The organism is Methanocella sp. MCL-LM (assembly GCF_049676595.1).
Lineage (GTDB): Archaea > Halobacteriota > Methanocellia > Methanocellales > Methanocellaceae > Methanocella_A.
In genome coordinates this window covers 1,315,114-1,331,619 of the sequence record NZ_CP187259.1, presented here as the reverse complement: position 1 = coordinate 1,331,619, position 16,506 = coordinate 1,315,114, and the positions used below count along the sequence as shown (strand labels likewise).

12 protein-coding genes are annotated in these 16,506 nt (G+C 56.5%); 10 read left to right on the top strand and 2 right to left on the bottom strand.

Translation table 11 applies throughout. The features are described 5' to 3' along the window. Window positions 1–114: 114 nt before the first annotated feature. Together pscS and ACPLPM_RS06610 are read left to right on the top strand one after the other, a co-directional pair. The gene (pscS, locus tag ACPLPM_RS06615) at window positions 115–1,269 is read left to right on the top strand and encodes an O-phospho-L-seryl-tRNA:Cys-tRNA synthase (RefSeq protein WP_424359451.1); all 1,155 of its coding nucleotides are present in this window, start codon (window positions 115–117) and stop codon (window positions 1,267–1,269) included. Window positions 1,270–1,274: 5 nt separating this feature from the next. Next, a complete protein-coding gene (locus ACPLPM_RS06610; RefSeq protein WP_424359450.1) occupies window positions 1,275–2,102 on the top strand; it encodes an arginase family protein in 828 nt (275 codons plus the stop codon). Between the two features lie 222 nt (window positions 2,103–2,324). Here the strand turns inward: ACPLPM_RS06610 and ACPLPM_RS06605 are convergent, their stop codons facing one another. Both ACPLPM_RS06605 and ACPLPM_RS06600 read right to left on the bottom strand, forming a co-directional pair. After that, window positions 2,325–3,434, bottom strand: a complete 1,110-nt coding sequence (locus ACPLPM_RS06605) for a DUF5612 domain-containing protein (protein ID WP_424359449.1) — start codon at window positions 3,432–3,434, stop codon at window positions 2,325–2,327. Window positions 3,435–3,497: 63 nt separating this feature from the next. Further along, complete coding sequence (locus ACPLPM_RS06600; protein ID WP_424359448.1) at window positions 3,498–4,526, bottom strand: S-methyl-5-thioribose-1-phosphate isomerase; 1,029 nt, start codon at window positions 4,524–4,526, stop codon at window positions 3,498–3,500. A 788-nt stretch (window positions 4,527–5,314) separates the two neighbouring features. On the opposite strand from ACPLPM_RS06600, the gene ACPLPM_RS06595 reads away from it, so the two are divergent. From ACPLPM_RS06595 to ACPLPM_RS06560, 8 genes are all read left to right on the top strand, one after another. Next, window positions 5,315–6,532: an FprA family A-type flavoprotein gene (locus ACPLPM_RS06595; RefSeq protein WP_424359447.1), complete on the top strand. Its 1,218-nt coding sequence runs from the start codon at window positions 5,315–5,317 to the stop codon at window positions 6,530–6,532. 42 nt (window positions 6,533–6,574) lie between these two features. Continuing rightward, window positions 6,575–8,728 carry a DUF3160 domain-containing protein gene (locus ACPLPM_RS06590; protein ID WP_424359446.1) on the top strand — a complete coding sequence of 718 codons (2,154 nt, stop codon included), beginning with the start codon at window positions 6,575–6,577 and terminating at the stop codon, window positions 8,726–8,728. A 137-nt stretch (window positions 8,729–8,865) separates the two neighbouring features. Continuing rightward, a complete protein-coding gene (locus ACPLPM_RS06585; protein ID WP_424359445.1) occupies window positions 8,866–9,321 on the top strand; it encodes a hypothetical protein in 456 nt (151 codons plus the stop codon). 19 nt (window positions 9,322–9,340) lie between these two features. Further along, window positions 9,341–12,862, top strand: a complete 3,522-nt coding sequence (gene smc, locus ACPLPM_RS06580) for a chromosome segregation protein SMC (protein ID WP_424359444.1) — start codon at window positions 9,341–9,343, stop codon at window positions 12,860–12,862. Beyond that, a complete protein-coding gene (locus ACPLPM_RS06575) occupies window positions 12,852–13,580 on the top strand; it encodes a segregation/condensation protein A (RefSeq protein ID WP_424359443.1) in 729 nt (242 codons plus the stop codon). The genes smc and ACPLPM_RS06575 overlap by 11 nt, the downstream gene beginning before the upstream one ends. Then, window positions 13,573–14,160: an SMC-Scp complex subunit ScpB gene (gene scpB, locus ACPLPM_RS06570; RefSeq protein WP_424359442.1), complete on the top strand. Its 588-nt coding sequence runs from the start codon at window positions 13,573–13,575 to the stop codon at window positions 14,158–14,160. Before ACPLPM_RS06575 ends, scpB begins: the two co-directional genes overlap by 8 nt. Before the next feature lie 145 nt (window positions 14,161–14,305). Then, window positions 14,306–14,557 carry a hypothetical protein gene (locus tag ACPLPM_RS06565; protein ID WP_424359441.1) on the top strand — a complete coding sequence of 84 codons (252 nt, stop codon included), beginning with the start codon at window positions 14,306–14,308 and terminating at the stop codon, window positions 14,555–14,557. A 330-nt stretch (window positions 14,558–14,887) separates the two neighbouring features. Beyond that, window positions 14,888–15,997 carry a methionine adenosyltransferase gene (locus ACPLPM_RS06560; RefSeq protein ID WP_424359440.1) on the top strand — a complete coding sequence of 370 codons (1,110 nt, stop codon included), beginning with the start codon at window positions 14,888–14,890 and terminating at the stop codon, window positions 15,995–15,997. The last annotated feature ends 509 nt before the right edge of the window (window positions 15,998–16,506 follow it).

Here is a 16,506-nt window from a genome sequence, read left to right as displayed (position 1 = left end):
TTAAGTTTAAGCGGACCGGCTCAAGTTTAAGCCAGTCATGCTTAAGTTTAAGCGGACCGGCTCAAGTTTAAGCCAGTCATGCTTAAATATCAGCACATGGAAACAACGACTGCGATGTCACAGGATCTTTCCCTCCAGAAGTTCGGCCTCATCAAGAGAGATACCCCCCGGGCAATCAACCTCGACCCCCTGCAGACGGGAGGCTTGCTGACCCCGGAAGCCCGCGAAGCTCTGCTCGAGTGGGGTGACGGATACTCAGTCTGCGACTATTGCGGCGGCATGTTAGACCAGATCAAAACCCCGCCTATATTCGATTTTGTCCACAAGGCTCTGCCCGCTTTCATAGGCATGGACCACTCCAGAGTCACGAATGGCGCAAGGGAGAGCAAATTCGCCATCATGCACGCGATGACGAGCCCTGGCGACTGGATTGTCATGGATGGCAACGCTCACTACTCGTCGATCGTCGCCGCGCAGCGAGCCCGGATCAACGTCAAGCTGGTGCCCAAAACCCCGGCCCCGGACTATAAGATTACTCCGGAAGCTTACACTGCAGCCATCGAAGAGGTGAAACAGCAGTCCGGCAAACCCCCGGCACTCGCTCTCCTCACCTACCCCGACGGGAGCTACGGCAACCTGGCGGATGCGAAAGGGATCACAAAAGTAGCCCACGATTTCGGGGTACCTATCATTATCAACGGAGCCTACGCCGTCGGCAGAATGCCCTTTAACGGCAAGGACCTCGGAGCAGATTTCGTAGCGGGAAGCGGCCACAAGTCCATGGCAGCCTCCGGCCCCGTAGGCGTCCTGGGAGTCAATGAGCAATACGCTTCAAAAGTACTGCAGAAATCCCCGACTCACAAGAACAAGGAGATCGAGTTCCTGGGCTGTACGGCAAGAGGCGCCACAATCATGACCATGATCGCCTCGTTCCCCTCTGTTGTGGAGCGGACGAAGCCGGAGAACTGGGAGAAAGAAGTGAGCGACGCCCGGTGGTTCTCCGGGCAGATGGAGGCCCTGGGCATGAAGCAGCTCGGCGATAAGCCCCATAACCACGACCTGATGTTCTTCGAGGGCAGCGTCTTCTACGACATCTCCCAGAAAACCGACAGGTACTTCCTGTACAGGGAGCTGAAGGAGAAGAGCATCCACGGGATCAAGCCCGGGCTGACCAAGAACTTTAAGCTCAGCACGCTGGGAGTAGGCCGGGAAAAGCTGGGCTTCGTCGTGGATACGATGAAGGATATCATCAAGAAGTACAGCGGCTGATAACGATGCCGGAACTGCTAACTTTGGTATTCCCCCAGTGGCAGGGCTCGGGAAACAGGAAAGACACTTACTACGGGGCCAGGTATATCCGGGACAACCTGCTGGACGGTGCCGGGTTCGAGGAAGTTCCAGTCGGACTGGATAATGCCCCCCAGGAACATGGAATCAGAGGTTACAGGCAGATCCTTGGCCAGCTTGAAAGCGCGTGCGGAATACTGCGGGCGAACCATCCGGATAAAGTTTTTCTGGTCGGAGGCGATTGCGGCACCGAGCTGGCGCCGGTCTCGTATTTGAACAAGCGGTACGAGAGTGATCTGGCAGTCGTATGGTTCGACGCCCACGGCGATCTGAACTCGCCCGCTACGACAGTTTCTAACAATTTCCACGGCATGCCGTTGAGATGCCTGCTGGGCGACGGGGACGTGGCCCTGAAAGACAGTTGTTTTTCACTGCTGAGGCCGGAGCAGGTGATCATGGCCGGGACCAGGGATCTTGACCCGCCCGAGCAGGCGTTCATCGAGGAGAAAAGCATCGACTGCGCCACAGTGGACGACATTAGGAACGACGCCGGGAAAATCGCCCGGATGGTGCGAGAAAAGGGCTACCGGAATGTGTACGTGCACATCGATCTGGACGTCCTGTATCCGGAGAAGCACCCCTGGGTCCAGTGCCCGTGTGAGAATGGATTAGACGCGCCCGAGCTGATGGCCGGTTTACTGTGCCTTAAAAAAGAGCTGAACATAGCCGGCATCAGCGTACTGGAGCTGCGGCCTGTGGAAAATATGGATATCAGCCCACTCGAGAAGCTTATCGGCTTCTGCAGAGAAATTTGACCGGAGTACCTCTGGCAGGTCAAGCGAGCGCGAGGACCGTGAAGGCTATGACTACTGAAAGATACGCTATAAGAGTTATGCCGGCGAAGAGTAAAGATACTTGCTGCCTGTGAACCATGCCAGAGAGAGACATGGTTTGAGAAGATAGGATGATGGCAGGATATTTAAGTAATTCTGAGAGAATGTCCCCTTTTCAGCGGAAAAAAAGAAGTTTTAGGAGCTTTAAAACTTTTTACCCCTGACGCGGTCGATGTCGAACACAGCCGTCTTCGCTACGTGCATGACGGCAAAGGTGCCCGCCTGAATGGGATCTGTCACCACCAGATCGGCGACGTCCGGCACGCTGCCCGCCATGTTGAGCGAGATGACCGGCATGCCCTCGTCGTGCAGCTTCTGGACCTCCTCGGAGATCCGGCCGCCCATGATCGACCCTGCCAGCACGAGTATCTGGGCCCTGTGCAGCCGCTTGACTGCCTCGACTGCGTCGGCCAGATTGTCCTCGCCCACCAGCGGGATGGTGTCGACGGATATGCGCTCGCCCCTGAGATTGTGGCGGTCAGCCTCGCTGATAGCGCCCACTGCGACCTGCGCCACCTGGGCACCGCCGCCTATGATGATGACACGGGAACCGAAAATGCGCTCCATGGGCGGGTGGAGAGTCACGCTTTCGACCACGCCCATCTTTTCCAGGGCCACTACCAGGTCATCGATGTCCTTGACGTTCTCGACCTCGATGTACAGGGACGATTTTCCCTCGTTCTGGCCCTTGGCGAAGATGAACTGCTGGGTGTAGGTGATGTTGCCGCCGTGCTTGGCGATCATGCCGGCGACGTCCCGGAGCACGCCGGGCTTGTCCTTGCAGATGAGCAGAAGGGCAGACTTACCCAGCAGCGCAGTGCTGCGGGAGAAGATGAGATCGTAGTCGTTGACGTAGTTGTCGATGTAGAGGACCTTCTCCGTCTTGACGATCTTCATCTCCCAGCCTTCCTTGTCGTAGACGTCGAGCGTCCAGCCTTTGGTGCCGGGCTCTACGTCCTCTAAAAGATCGTTGAGCTGGGAAGAGGGCAGCACGATGACGTGCGCCGAATCTTCGCAGATGAGCACGAGGTGCTTGATGCTGAGGTTGTTGAGGAACTCGGGCGGGACGGAGAAGTAGAAGTGGCCATCCTTGTTTTTGCTGTACCTCAGGATCAGCAGGTACTGGCCGTCTACCCTGTAGACGTGCTGCAGGCCTGACAGGTAGTACTCCTTCAGTTCTACCTCTTTCTCGATGATGTCGATGACGGCCTCGGCGGCCTTTTTCATCTCAGGTGTATTATAGCGATAGCCCATTTTATTCCCCAGTTCTATAGGTCATAAACATCTTCAACTTTTCTAGAGCCTTGAAGAGGTCATTCACATCTTCAACTTTTCTAAAGCTTTGAAGTCCACAGGAGGCCTGAACACCCCTTCCTCGGTGATCAGCGCAGTCACGTTTTCCATCGGGGTGGCGTCGAACGCAGGGTTGAGGACAGGTACGCCGGCCGGGGCCAGCATCCTGTTACCGCACCTGCGCAGCTCCTCGGGGCCCCGCATTTCGATCACCACGTCTTTCTCCTTTCTTCGGAAGTCGAAAGTAGACAGAGGTGCCGCCACATAGAAGGGTATGCCGTGAGCTTTCGCCAGCACCGAGTGGGTGTACGTGCCGATCTTGTTAAAGACCGCGTCCTCGACTATGCGGTCTGCTCCGACGATGACTGCGTCGACCATCCTGTTCCTCATCACGTAGCCGGACATGTCGTCGGCGATCAGCGTCACCGGAATCTTATCCTCAGCCAGCTCCCAGGCCGTGAGCCTGCTGCCCTGGTTCAGGGGCCGGGTCTCGCACGAGATGACCCGGATGTTCTTGCCGGCCTCGACCGCGGAACGAATCACCCCGAGCGCAGTACCCCAGTCCACGCAGGCTAGCCGGCCGGCGTTGCAGTGAGTCAGTACCGTGTCCCCGTCCTTGAGAAGCTGAGCTCCATGCATGCCGATCTCCCGGCAGCGCTGCACGTCGTCCTCCGCCAGCATCTTCGCCTCTTCGAGGGCGATATTGCGGATGTCCTGAACGTTATCAGCATCCAGTGCCCGGTTCAGGACGCGTTCGACGCCCCAGGACAGGTTGACTGCGGTAGGCCGGGCATTTTTGAGCTTGATGGCCTCTGACCGGAGCTGCTTCACGAAGCCCGGCACGTCTTTCGTCTTGATGCTGCGGGCAATCAAAGCTACGCCGTAGCCGCCTGCGGCGCCGAGCGCCGGGGCTCCACGTACTCTCAGAGTAGTTATTGCCTCGATCAGGCTCTCAAGGTCCCGGATCTCGAGAAGCATTAGCTTCTCCGGCAGCAGCGTCTGATCAATGATCGTAATGCAGCTTTTCTTCTGATCCCAGTCTATCGTGCGCATTATACCGTAAATAAGTAAAATAAGTTAAAAACCTTTGGATACTGCTGAAATTTTCGGTCGGCGTCAGGCTGCCTTGTTCTTAGTTCGCAAAGGCGCAAAGGCGCTAAGACGCAAAGGCCTGAAAATAAACTTTGCGTCCTATGAAAAACTTTTCATGACTTATACCTGAGCAGGCCGGCGCTCATTGATCTGACTCTTTGCGCCTTTCAGACTGTCTCATAATTCATTGCGATAACCTATTAAGATAATACGGCACCCAAAAGTACAATATAATCCCTGCCGGGATGTTCGCCTTTTGAACGCCTGCCATGGCAGGCGTTCTCAAAGGCGATTCGTACACTATCGCTGCGCTGTGCCAGAACACAGATTTAACAGATTAGACAGATTGCACAGATGAATACAATAGATAAAACAGGTAATGACCGCCTTTACCGGTCTGATTCGACGATCATCTGTGCAATCTGTCCAATCTGTGTCCAGGCACAGCGCAGCGATCGTCATCGCATCGCCCGCATCGGACGCCTGCCTTGGCAGGCGTCCTGGCGGGCGAACATACAGTATAAGATCGTACTGTTTCTCTAATAAGGATAATTAGTTCCTTATTGTATAGTGAAAACGAATTATGAGACAACCTGCTTTGCGCCTTTGCGATTTAAAACCGAGGCTGCCAGTGGCCGGGCAATACGTTTTTCCACCCATATTCAGGCTTTTGTAAGGCAGGCGTTTCGAGATACTTCCAGCCTAATTATATAAATGTGCGGATATAATCTTGATATCGAGGAGCCTTGATGAAGCCATACTATGTTGCCATGATCGAGAAGGACGTCTACTGGGTAGGGGCCAGAGACTGGAACAGAAGGCTGTTTGACGCGCTCATACCACTGCCTCAAGGGACGAGCTACAATGCATACCTGGTTGTAGGAAAGGAGAAGACTGCACTGGTAGATACTGTCAACCCGGGATTCCACGCGGAGCTGTGCGACAAGATCAACTGCGTAGGCGACGTGACTAAGATCGATTACCTGATCATGAACCACGCTGAGCCTGATCACGCCAGCGCCATACCGGTCATCATGAACGCCAGCGAAAAGGCAGTACTTGTAACGACTAAGAAGGGCGCCGAGATGGCGGCCACATACTCGAAAGTGCCCGAGGGCAGGATGAAGATTGTAGGAGACGGCGACAGCCTGGACCTCGGAGGTAAGACTATGCGCTTTATCGAGGCTCCCTGGCTGCACTGGCCGGAGACGATGTTCACGTACCTGAACGAGGACCGGATACTCTTCCCCTGCGACTTCTTTGGCGCCCATACGGCAGTCGGGCTCTACGACGACGAGGTCAAGGACCTCATGCCGCTCGCGCAGAGGTACTTCGGGGAGATCATGATGCCTTTCCGGCGCATGGGTGCGAAGGCCATGGAAAAGATCAAGGGTATGGACATCTCGATCATCGCCCCCAGCCACGGGCCGATCTACCGGAACCCCGAGCGCATACTGAACGAATACCGCAGGTGGACGGCAGGGGAGACGAGGGAAAAAGCAGTGATCGCCTACGCCAGCATGTGGGGAGCGACGGAAAGCATGGTCAAAGCCATGGAGGAAACGCTGTCCTCGGAAGGCATCGAGGTCCGGGTCTTTAACCTGGCAATAGCCGATGTCGGAGATATTGCCCGGGAACTCGTGGATTCCCGGGCGATCGTGCTCGGCTCTCCGACGCTGATCGGGGGCATGCATCCGCTGGCCATTTTTGCCACCAGCCTGGTGGGCATCCTAAAACCACCGGCAAAGTACGCGGCCTTTCTGGGCTCCTACGGGTGGGGAGGCGGGGCGCTAAAGCAGGCGCAGGAAATGCTTCACCCGACGAGGATCGAAATCGTGGGAGCGGTGGACATACACGGCACGCCCGGGGACGAGGAAATGAGAAGAGTTGCAGAGCTAGGCCGGCAGCTGGCGGGCAAGATCAAGGGCGCCGGGCCATCCATAGCTTCAACTTCAGCCGTAGCTTAAGTAACCTATATCATCGCCTGTGCCGAATAATATTCGATAGACATGATCGACGGCGGCATGAACAGGCGTAAGTTTCTAAAGGCGGCGGGCGCAGCATCGGCCCTCTTCTTCGGCTCGAGCGTGCTGGGCTGCATCAGCGCAGACACGAAGACGCCGGGCGTTGCGTCCGGCACAAGTCCGACATATACGATCACGGGCAGCGTAGAGACGAAGTTCGCGGAGTTCGCCCCGATGCCGGTCAGCGTCAGGCCGTCTCTCGCAGGCTACTCCGTATCCAACCTCTCGGCAGTGGCGGGCGCAGAGAACATCAGCTTCGACAACGGTGCAAAAGCTCTGCTGACTCAGAACCTGTTTATCGCCCGGCCGTCGCGCTACGAGCAGGTGTACGAGATCTATAAGCACTGCAAAGACGCCGGCACCCCTGTGATCGTAACCTCCGACTCTGTGCTGCACACGTACCACATTCTCTTCGACTATCTGCTGCGCATTCTCGAAGTCAACAAATTTAGCCCCGCGGCCATCGAGATGACCAGCCTGCTGCTCGCCGAATCCATGGCGCAGCTGAACTCCGGCATCCCGGAGCTTAAAGACCTGTGCCTGAAAAACGTCGCTTTCTTCGCCGTAGCGCAGAACCTCCTTACCGGCTCATGGGACGGCGTGCCCTCCGAAGCCAGAAGCCTCGCAGAAGCAGAACTAAAGCTGATCGACGCCCACGAGGGCTTTGCCGATTCACCCATCTTCGGCAGGAAGGAGGATTACAGCCAGTACGTGCCCCGGGGCCACTATACCCGGAACGACACCCTGAAGAAATATTTCAAAGCCCTGATGTGGTACGGGCGCATGTCCTTCAACCTGTATAAGGAAGGGCTGGCCGGAGCTGAGCCCGACATGGACAGCACCAGGCGGGCGATCATGGTCACGCTGGCGCTGAAAGACAGAGCCCTGGACCTGTGGAAGTCGATCTACGACCCGACCGTGTTCTTCGTGGGAGAAACGGACGACCTGTCGATCTACGATTACATGCCGCTGATCCGGGAGGTATACGGCAGCCAGGTCTCGCTGGCGGACCTGAAAGACGACAGCAAAGTGCTTACGTTCATAGAAAAAGCGGCTGAGCTGAAGGCGCCGAAGATCATCTCGGGCCTGATCGTGGACACCGAAGACAAGAAGGTGTTGAAAGGCTTCCGGCTCATGGGCCAGCGGTTCATCCCGGACTCGTATATTTTCCAGGGCCTGGTCTACGACAAAGTGGGCACCCGGGATAACCCGAGGACGTTCCCGATGGGCCTTGACGTCATGGGTGTGCTCGGCTCGGCCAGAGCTTACGAGATCCTCGATAAGGTCTACAAGCAGACAGAGTACCTGAACTACAAGGAACAGTTCGAAGCCCTGAAAGCGGAGTTCGCCACCCTCGACGCTGCAGACTGGACCCAGAACTTATACTGGTGCTGGCTGTACAGCCTGCTGTCCCTGCTGAACGAGAAAGGCGAAGGCTACCCGTCGTTCATGACTAACCAGGCATGGGTGGACAAAGACCTGAATACTGCGTTAGGCAGCTGGACTGAGCTGCGGCACGATACGATTCTGTATGCGAAGCAGAGCTACGCCGTCCTGACCTCGGCAGTCATGCCCCCGAAGGAAGAGGCCAAAGGCTACGTGGAGCCGAACGCCGAGCTATACGGCCGGCTCGCCTCGCTGACGAAGATGACGATAGACGGGCTGACGTCCAGAGGGCTGCTGGCGGACGAGTTCTCCCAGAAGCTGGACAACCTCTACAACCTCCTCACCTCGCTGAAGGCCATATCAGAGAAAGAGCTGGCAGGAACAGCTCTGTCGACCGACGAGTACTCGCTGATCAAGAACATCGGCGGCAGTCTCGAAAGCATCACCACCTTCTCGGCCGAAACCTCTGAGGCGATCGAGAGCGAGGCGGACAAGAAGATGGCCGTGGTAGCAGATGTCCACACCGACCCGAACACAGGCCAGGTGTTGGAAGAGGGCGTAGGTAAGCCCTACGAGCTGCTGGTGATCGTGCCGATCGAGGGCACTTTGACGCTCGTGACCGGCGCAGCATTCAGCTACTATGAGTTTAAGCACCCGATGAGCGATCGGCTGACTGACGAGGCGTGGCAGGCCATGCTGGCGGAGGGTAGAGAACCCGAGCCCCCGGAGTGGACCAAGAGCTTTGTGGCCTGATGGCCGAAGAACTGAGTAGACAGAGAAGTATGGGGTAATGCTCCGGGTAATGGCCTCAGGCCATGCCCGGACGTCTTTTATTTGCTGACTGGAGCAACCATTAAATATTTATGCTCTTCCCACGAATTGTGTCACTAATGGAAGGGGAGCTTAAGGATATTGTGCTGGCGCGGCTCGAGCGGCGCCTTAAGGATAAGGATGAGGAGATCCGCTCGCTGAGGGAGCGCATTTTCAAGATGGAGTCGGAAGACCCGAACAACGTCAAGGCCATCGAGGCGAGAGTAGCTCATTTAGAGACCGAGCTGACGGAGACGCAGATAGCGCTTTCCGAAACCTTGAAGAGGATGAGCAACTTCGAGACGCTCCTGGCGGAACTGCTGGAGAAGACCTCGGAAGACGATGAGGGAGTCGTGGAACTGTCGGACCCGGACCTGGCGCTGGACGGCCAGAAGGACCCGCAGGCCCTGGAGCTGTACGACAAGTACGTCGCAGCGCAGACTGACCCTATCGGCCTCATGAAAGAGATCGAAAAAGACAGCAAGGGCAGTTCCGGAGACGCGCTGAGCTTTTTCAAGGTCTCGAAGAACACCTGAATAGTCCCGGTGGATTCTCATGCATATCAAGGAGATCGAGCTGAGCAACTTTAAGTCGTTCGCCAGAAAGGTGAAAGTGCCGTTCTACGACGACTTTACCACCATATCCGGCCCCAACGGCTCGGGCAAGAGCAACATCATAGACAGCATTCTCTTTTGCCTCGGCCTCTCGAACTCCCGTACCATGAGGGCAGAGAAGCTCACCGATCTTATATACAGCGTGGACGGCAAGGGCCCCGGCACCGCCGAAGTGACCATCCGCTTCGACAATGCCGACCGGGAGATGCCGATCGACATGGACGAGATCACCGTCACGAGGAGGATCAAGTCCAGCGACAGCGGCTATTATAGCTATTACTATTTCAACGAAAAGCCCTGCTCGTTAAACGACATCCACGAGCAGCTGGCGAAGGCCAGGATTTCGCAGGACGGCTACAACGTAGTCCTCCAGGGCGACGTCACCAGGATCATCAGCATGAGCGACACGGAGCGCCGCAAGATCATCGACGAGATCGCCGGCACCGCGGAGTTCGACGACAAGACTGACAAGGCGTTGTCGGAGTTAGAAGTCGTCAGAGAGCGGATTGAAAGAGTCAACATCATCATCGCCGAAGTCGAGGCCCGGCTTTCCCAGCTGAAGCGGGAGAGGGATCAGGCGCTGCTTTACCAGTCGTACAGGGACGAGAAAATCAAGAACGAGGGCTACCTGCTTTTATCTGAACTGAAGGAAGCCCGCCGGTCGCTGGACTCGCTGCTGGAAGACTTGAGAGACAAGACCGCTAAGCGTGAAGCCATCATCGCCGAAGTGGAGGCAAAGGTGGCCGCGGTCGACCGGCTGAAAGCCGAAATCAGGGCCCTTAGCGAAGTCATCACCACCAAGGGCGAGGGCGAGCAGATCAGGATCCGGCGAGAGATCGAAGAGGACAGGGCGGGCATAAAGGCTTGCACCAACATCATCGACTTCTCTAAATCGGAAACAGGTAACCGTGAGCGCGAAAAACAAAAGCTGTTCCTCGAAATAGAGGCCTCGAACACCCAGATCGAGGCTCTCGGCGCCAAAGTCGCCGAGGAAGAGCAGCGGAAGGCCAGCCTCGGAAACGAGCTTAACAGACAAAAGTCTGCTCTCGAGGATGTGCACGGCAAAATTATGGTCATCGACTCCAAATTCGAGGGTGTACGTACCAAACTCTCGGAGATGAAGAACGCCCTCGAAACTGCCAGGAACCTGCGCAACGAAAAGATCAGGGAGAAGGACCGCATTCTGGACGCCGCCAGGCGCAAGCAGGACGAGGAGATGGACGCGGAATCGGCCATCACTTCCGGCAGGAGCGAGATCGAGAGCGTCCGGGTCGAAGGCGGCCACATCGAGCGGGACATCAAAGAGCTGCAACGCAGGTCGCAGGCGCTGGTCTCTGACATCGCGGACATGGAGAGCGCCAGGGCCCGGGCGAAGCAGGATCAACTGGCGGTCGAGTCGAAGCTGAGGAAGCTCCAGGAAGAGTACGCCCGGGCGGAAGGCCGTATCAAGGCGTACGAGGAGTCGGACTACAGCCAGGCTGTGGAGACCATTTTACAGGCCCGCAACACCAGGGAGCTGCCCGGCATCTACGGCACCATCGCCGAGCTGGGTAAAGTGGACGACAGCTACTCCACTGCGCTGGAGGTCGCTGCAGGCAACAGGCTCCAGAACATCGTGGTCGACAACGACGAGGACGCCTCCCGGTGCATCTACTACCTGAAGGACATGCGCAAAGGCACTGCCACGTTTTTGCCGCTGAACAAGATGCGCCAGCGCCCGCCGATGCGGGACTTCAAGAACCAGCCCGGCGTCATCGACTACGCTATCAACCTGGTCGACTACAACCTGAAGTACGACGCGGCTTTCTGGTACGTGTTCGGCGACACCCTCGTCGTGGACACCCTGGAGACCGCCCGCCGCATGATCGGCAGCGTCAGGATGGTCACTCTCGATGGCGATCTGGTCGAGAAGAGCGGCGCCATGACCGGTGGTTTCCGGCAGAAGTCCAAGCTCAAGTTCAAGGCTTCGGAAGAGGAGAGGATCAGGACCCTCGCGGAACAAATCACGGTCGCCGAGTCTGAACGCGACATGGCCATCTCTAAAGTGGAGTCCGTCGACGGGCACATCTATACGCTCAAGAAGGATCGTTCGGAGCTGGAATCGCAAATCCAGAAACTGTCGTCCCGCAGGGACGAGATTGCTGCGCGCGCCGGCAGACTGGAAATCCTTATCCGGGAGAAGGAAGCCGCTATCGCCTCGCTCAGGGACGAGCGCCGCATGCTGCGGGACGACATGATCCAGATCGAGGATGCGATCGCCAAAGCGGACGCGGACATCATATCCTTATCATCAGAGACTGCAAAGCTGGAGGATGAGCTGAAAGGCTCGGAGATCCCGAAGCTGACCGAAGAAGCCACCCGCATCGAGGAGGAAATGCGCCGCCTCGAAGGCCGCATCCGGGACATAGAGAGCGGCATCAGCTCCACTAAGATGGAGCAGGGTTTCGTCACCGCCAGGATAGAGGAAAACCGGAAGCGCCTGCAGGATATCGACACCAACATCGTGGCCCTGAGGCAGAAGGTCTCGGAGAACGAGGCCCAGATCGTCGTGCACCAGCAGAGGATGGCCGAGCTGGGGAAGCGGGAGAAAGAGATCGAAACGGAGCTGGTCGGCCTCAAGAAGCAGCGGGACGAGATGTCGGAAGCCCTGACGAAGGCTGACCACGACCTGTACGATGCAAAGCGGTCGCTGGAGAGAGTCACCGGCCTGCTGAACACGCTCGAAATCGCCAGGGACGAGAACATCGAGAAGATCCGGCGGATGGAAGCGATGGTACAGGAGCGGGGCGTCACGCCTTCGGAGGACGTGCCCCCGATCGAAAAGGTACGGGCAAACATCAGTCTCCTCGAGCGCAAGATGCAGGAGCTGGAGCCGGTCAACATGCTCGCCATCACTGAGTACGACTCGGTGGAGGCCCGGCTGAAGGAAACCACCGAGAAGCGGGACATCCTGACCAGGGAGCGCCAGGACATCCTGGACAAGATCGAGCACTACAAGACCATGAAGAAAGAGACCTTCATGAACACCTACACTGCCATCGCCGGGAACTTCCGCAACATTTTCCACGAGCTGTCGGACGGTGTGGGCGAGCTCGTCCTGGAGAACCCCGAGGACCCGTTTGCCGGAGGCCTCACCATCCACGCGCAGCCCCACGGCAAGGCGCTGCAGCGTATGGAAGCCATGTCCGGGGGCGAAAAGAGCCTTACAGCCTTAGCTTTCATATTCTCCATCCAGAGGCACCGCCCGGCACCGTTCTACGCGTTCGACGAGGTCGACATGTTCCTCGACGGCGCCAACGCAGAACGGGTCGCCAGGATGATCAAGTCGCTGTCCGGCAACGCCCAGTTCATTGTAGTCTCGCTGCGGAAGCCGATGATCGAGTCGGCCAACCGGACGATCGGCATCGCCATGCAGGAAAACAACATTTCCAGCATCACGGGTGTGAGACTCTATGGCAATTGAAGTTCCGCCGGGTGAGGCGATTCCAGGGGAGGCGCAGCAGCAGCCGAAGCAGGAAGAGTCAGTCGAAATATTGCTGGAGATGGCCCGCAACAACGAAATCGACCCCTGGAACATCGATATCATCGACATCACTGATAAGTTCCTCCGCAAGATCGAGGAACGCGAGCGGATCGACCTCAGGGTCTCCGCGAGAACACTGCTCTACGCCTCGATTCTCCTGCGCATGAAATCGGACATACTGGTGAATGCTCCGCCCCCGGCCGAAGAGTACATGGAAGAGGAACCGGGCTTCGACATAGACCCGGACGAGTTCCCGGTGCTGGAGCCGAGGCTCCGGCACGTGGCTGCCCGGCCGGTCACCCTGCAGGAACTGATCGAGGAATTAAAGCGGGCAGCAGCGACTAAGGACATCAACATGGCCCGGCAGGCCCGCACGGTGGAAAAGCCCCGGAGAAAGACGCTGGAGGAAGTGCTGGGCCTCGCGCACGAGGAAGACATAGAGAAGAGCATCAGTGACATGATCGCCGTTCTCGACGTCGAGTTTAACTATCGGGAGTTCGTCACCCTCGGGGAGCTGATCAAGGATAAGACTCCGCACGGCATCATCAACGTGTACCTGCCGCTGCTGTTTTTGGCCAACAGAAAGTACGTTGCGCTGACCCAGGAAGTGCTGTTCGAGGAGATCTTCATCAGGCGAGGTGAGAAGATTGGTGGATGAGAAAAATCTGATGGAAGCAGCCCTGTTCGCATCAGGCGGCCCCATTACGGACGCCCAGCTCAAAGCGTTGATCAACAGATCAAGCGCGTACGTAGCGCAGATCATGGACCAGCTGATCGACGAATACCGGTCGAGAGGCTCTCCGCTGGAGATCATCCGCCTCGACGGCAAATATGTCATGCAGCTAAAGCCGGAGTACTCGGGCAAAGTCATGAGCGTCTCACCCAAAGAGCTCAGCCCCGGCGTGCTGCGCACCCTATCTATCATCGCTTATTACCAGCCCATCTTCCAGAACGAGCTCGTCAACATCCGGGGCCAGTCCGTCTACGACCACGTGGCGGCGCTGCTGGACAGAGGCCTGATCGAAAAGACCAAAGAGGGACGGTCGTTCAAGATTACCACCACTTCGGCGTTCTGCGACTACTTCGGGCTCACCCACGGCGACGTGGAGTCTATCAAGAAGCAGATTCAGGAAAAGGCGAAGATGAAGAAGCAGACCTTAACCCAGTGGATGGAAGCGAACGTGCCCGAGGGCGATCCGTTCGGGGCCGTGAAGCTGCTGGTGCCAGTCCAGAAATAAGGGCTGGCATTGAATTTTGGATCCCCTGTCGCACGAAGTATACGGTTAGAGGGAAACTTATTTACATTTAAATGCATAATAGTATCTCAGCCCGATGAGATGCAGAAGTGTATTTATGATCAGACAAATAATCCTTGATCATCAAATGTCGAAAAAGATCGAAGTGACGTTTCAAGTTTTCCGGGACCCCGATAGTGGCAGGCTTTGCGCAAACGGGGTAAACTACGGTATTTTTACTTATGCCAGGACTTACGACAGGCTGGTAAAGAAAATCCGGGAAGCTGTCGAATGTCATTTTGACATTCCCTACAAGGAAATAGACATTAAGATCATACCAGTAGACTATCCGGACATCGAGGCGGAAAGAGGCCACGATGTCGAAGCTTCCTGCCACTAAAAGTCGTAAGTTCATCAAGTTTATCCTGCAGCTTGGATATGAATACCGGCGCTGCGGCAAAGGAAGTCATGAGCGCTACCATTTTAAAGACCCAATCTCTGGTGATGGTAACCTTACGCTCGCCAGAAGCGCCGATACAATCCCCAGTGGCACCCTGATCGGGATGCTGAAACTGATATCGGAGCACACGGGGATTCCGATAGCTGAACTTAGAAGGATGCTTGAGAGGCCATAGCATTTATGAGACCAGCTAGAATTCGTCTATGATACACCCCAATCACTAGCTTATTATATATCTATTTAGTTAATATAATAATTGAGGCATTGTTCATGATCATCAGGCACGCTCCCGCACCGTACAGTGAAGAGCCATTCGAGATCGTCGAGCGCAAGGGGCTCGGCCACCCGGATACGATCTGCGACGGCATATCGGACTCCATATCCAGAGCACTTTCGAGGTACTACCTGGACCACTTCGGCACCATCCTGCACCACAACGTGGACAAGGTACTGCTGATCGGAGGCCGGTCGAAGCCAGTGCTCGGAGGCGGGGAGATCATCCGCCCGCTGAGCGTTGTGCTGGGAGGGCGGGCTACGGATGAGTTCGAAGGAGCGAGGATTCCGGTCTACGAAATAGCGACAAATGCCACAGCAGAATACCTGAAAAAGACTGTCAGGCACCTGAACGGCCACTTCGCCGTCGAGCCCCGGCTGAGCACCGGGTCGACAGAGCTGAGAAGCCTGGTCAAGAAAGTGGGAGCTAACGATACGTCCATGGGAGTAGGGTTTGCGCCGCTGAGCCACATGGAGCAGGACGTCTTCGAGATCGAGCGGATTGCCAGAGAGACCCGGGGCTCCGGGGACGACGTGAAGGTCATGGGCATCCGCAAAGGCGAAAGGGCCCAGTTTACGATCGCCGATGCGATAGTGTCCAAATACGCCGGGAGCATGAACGAATACGCCGACATCAAGGCAAACATCGCAGCCCGGGCAATCGAGCACATTTCCGCCCGGTGGAGCGACTCGTCCCTCGCAGTCAACGCAGCCGACCACGGCACTAACATATATATTACAGTCACAGGCACCTCCGCCGAGATGGGCGACGACGGCGAGACCGGCAGAGGCAACCGGGCAAACGGCCTCATCACCCCCGGCAGGCCCATGACCCTCGAAGCCCATGCCGGCAAGAACCCCGTCAACCACGTGGGGAAGATCTACAACATCATTTCGATCAAGGCCGCCGAAGACATCGTCAAGCTCGGCGTAGAAGACGCCTACGTCTACCTCGTCAGCAAAATCGGCGCCCCCCTGGACGAGCCCCAGATCAAGGCCGTCACCATCCACGGCCAGGCCGACGAGAAGAAAATAGAGTACGCCGTCGACTACTGGCTCGAACAGATACCGGCGTTCGCTGAAGAGTTCATTGCAGGCAAGTACTGATTGAACTACAACTCTATGGGCCTAATGTTTGAACCACGGCGGCACAGCGACACGGAGACAATAGGTACCAGTACAACCGAGAGAAAACTAGAACCACGGCGGCACAGCGACACGGAGACAATACTAGAAGCGATAGCAAGATGGTTATTTAAAACCACGGCGGCACAGCGACACGGAGACAACCATATCCAAACAGCAAGGCATTTATTATTGATCCACGGCGGCACGGCGGACTGACGGCACAGAGACAATCCCTTTATTGTTACTATGCTGGAAAAACCAGGAATCACTATAGAATGTTGTTTACCGGTCATGAGATCATAATGATATACTGACTGAAACACCTGGCTAGTAAACCGTTATTGATTAATGGGCTGTCTCCGTGTCGCCGTGGACTTAAAAAGAGTACTTTTTCTGGTTCGCCATTGTTGCCGTGTCGCCGTGCCGCCGTGGTTCAAATAACCATCCAGCCATCGTTTCTTGTACTGTCGCTGTGTCGCCGTGCCGCC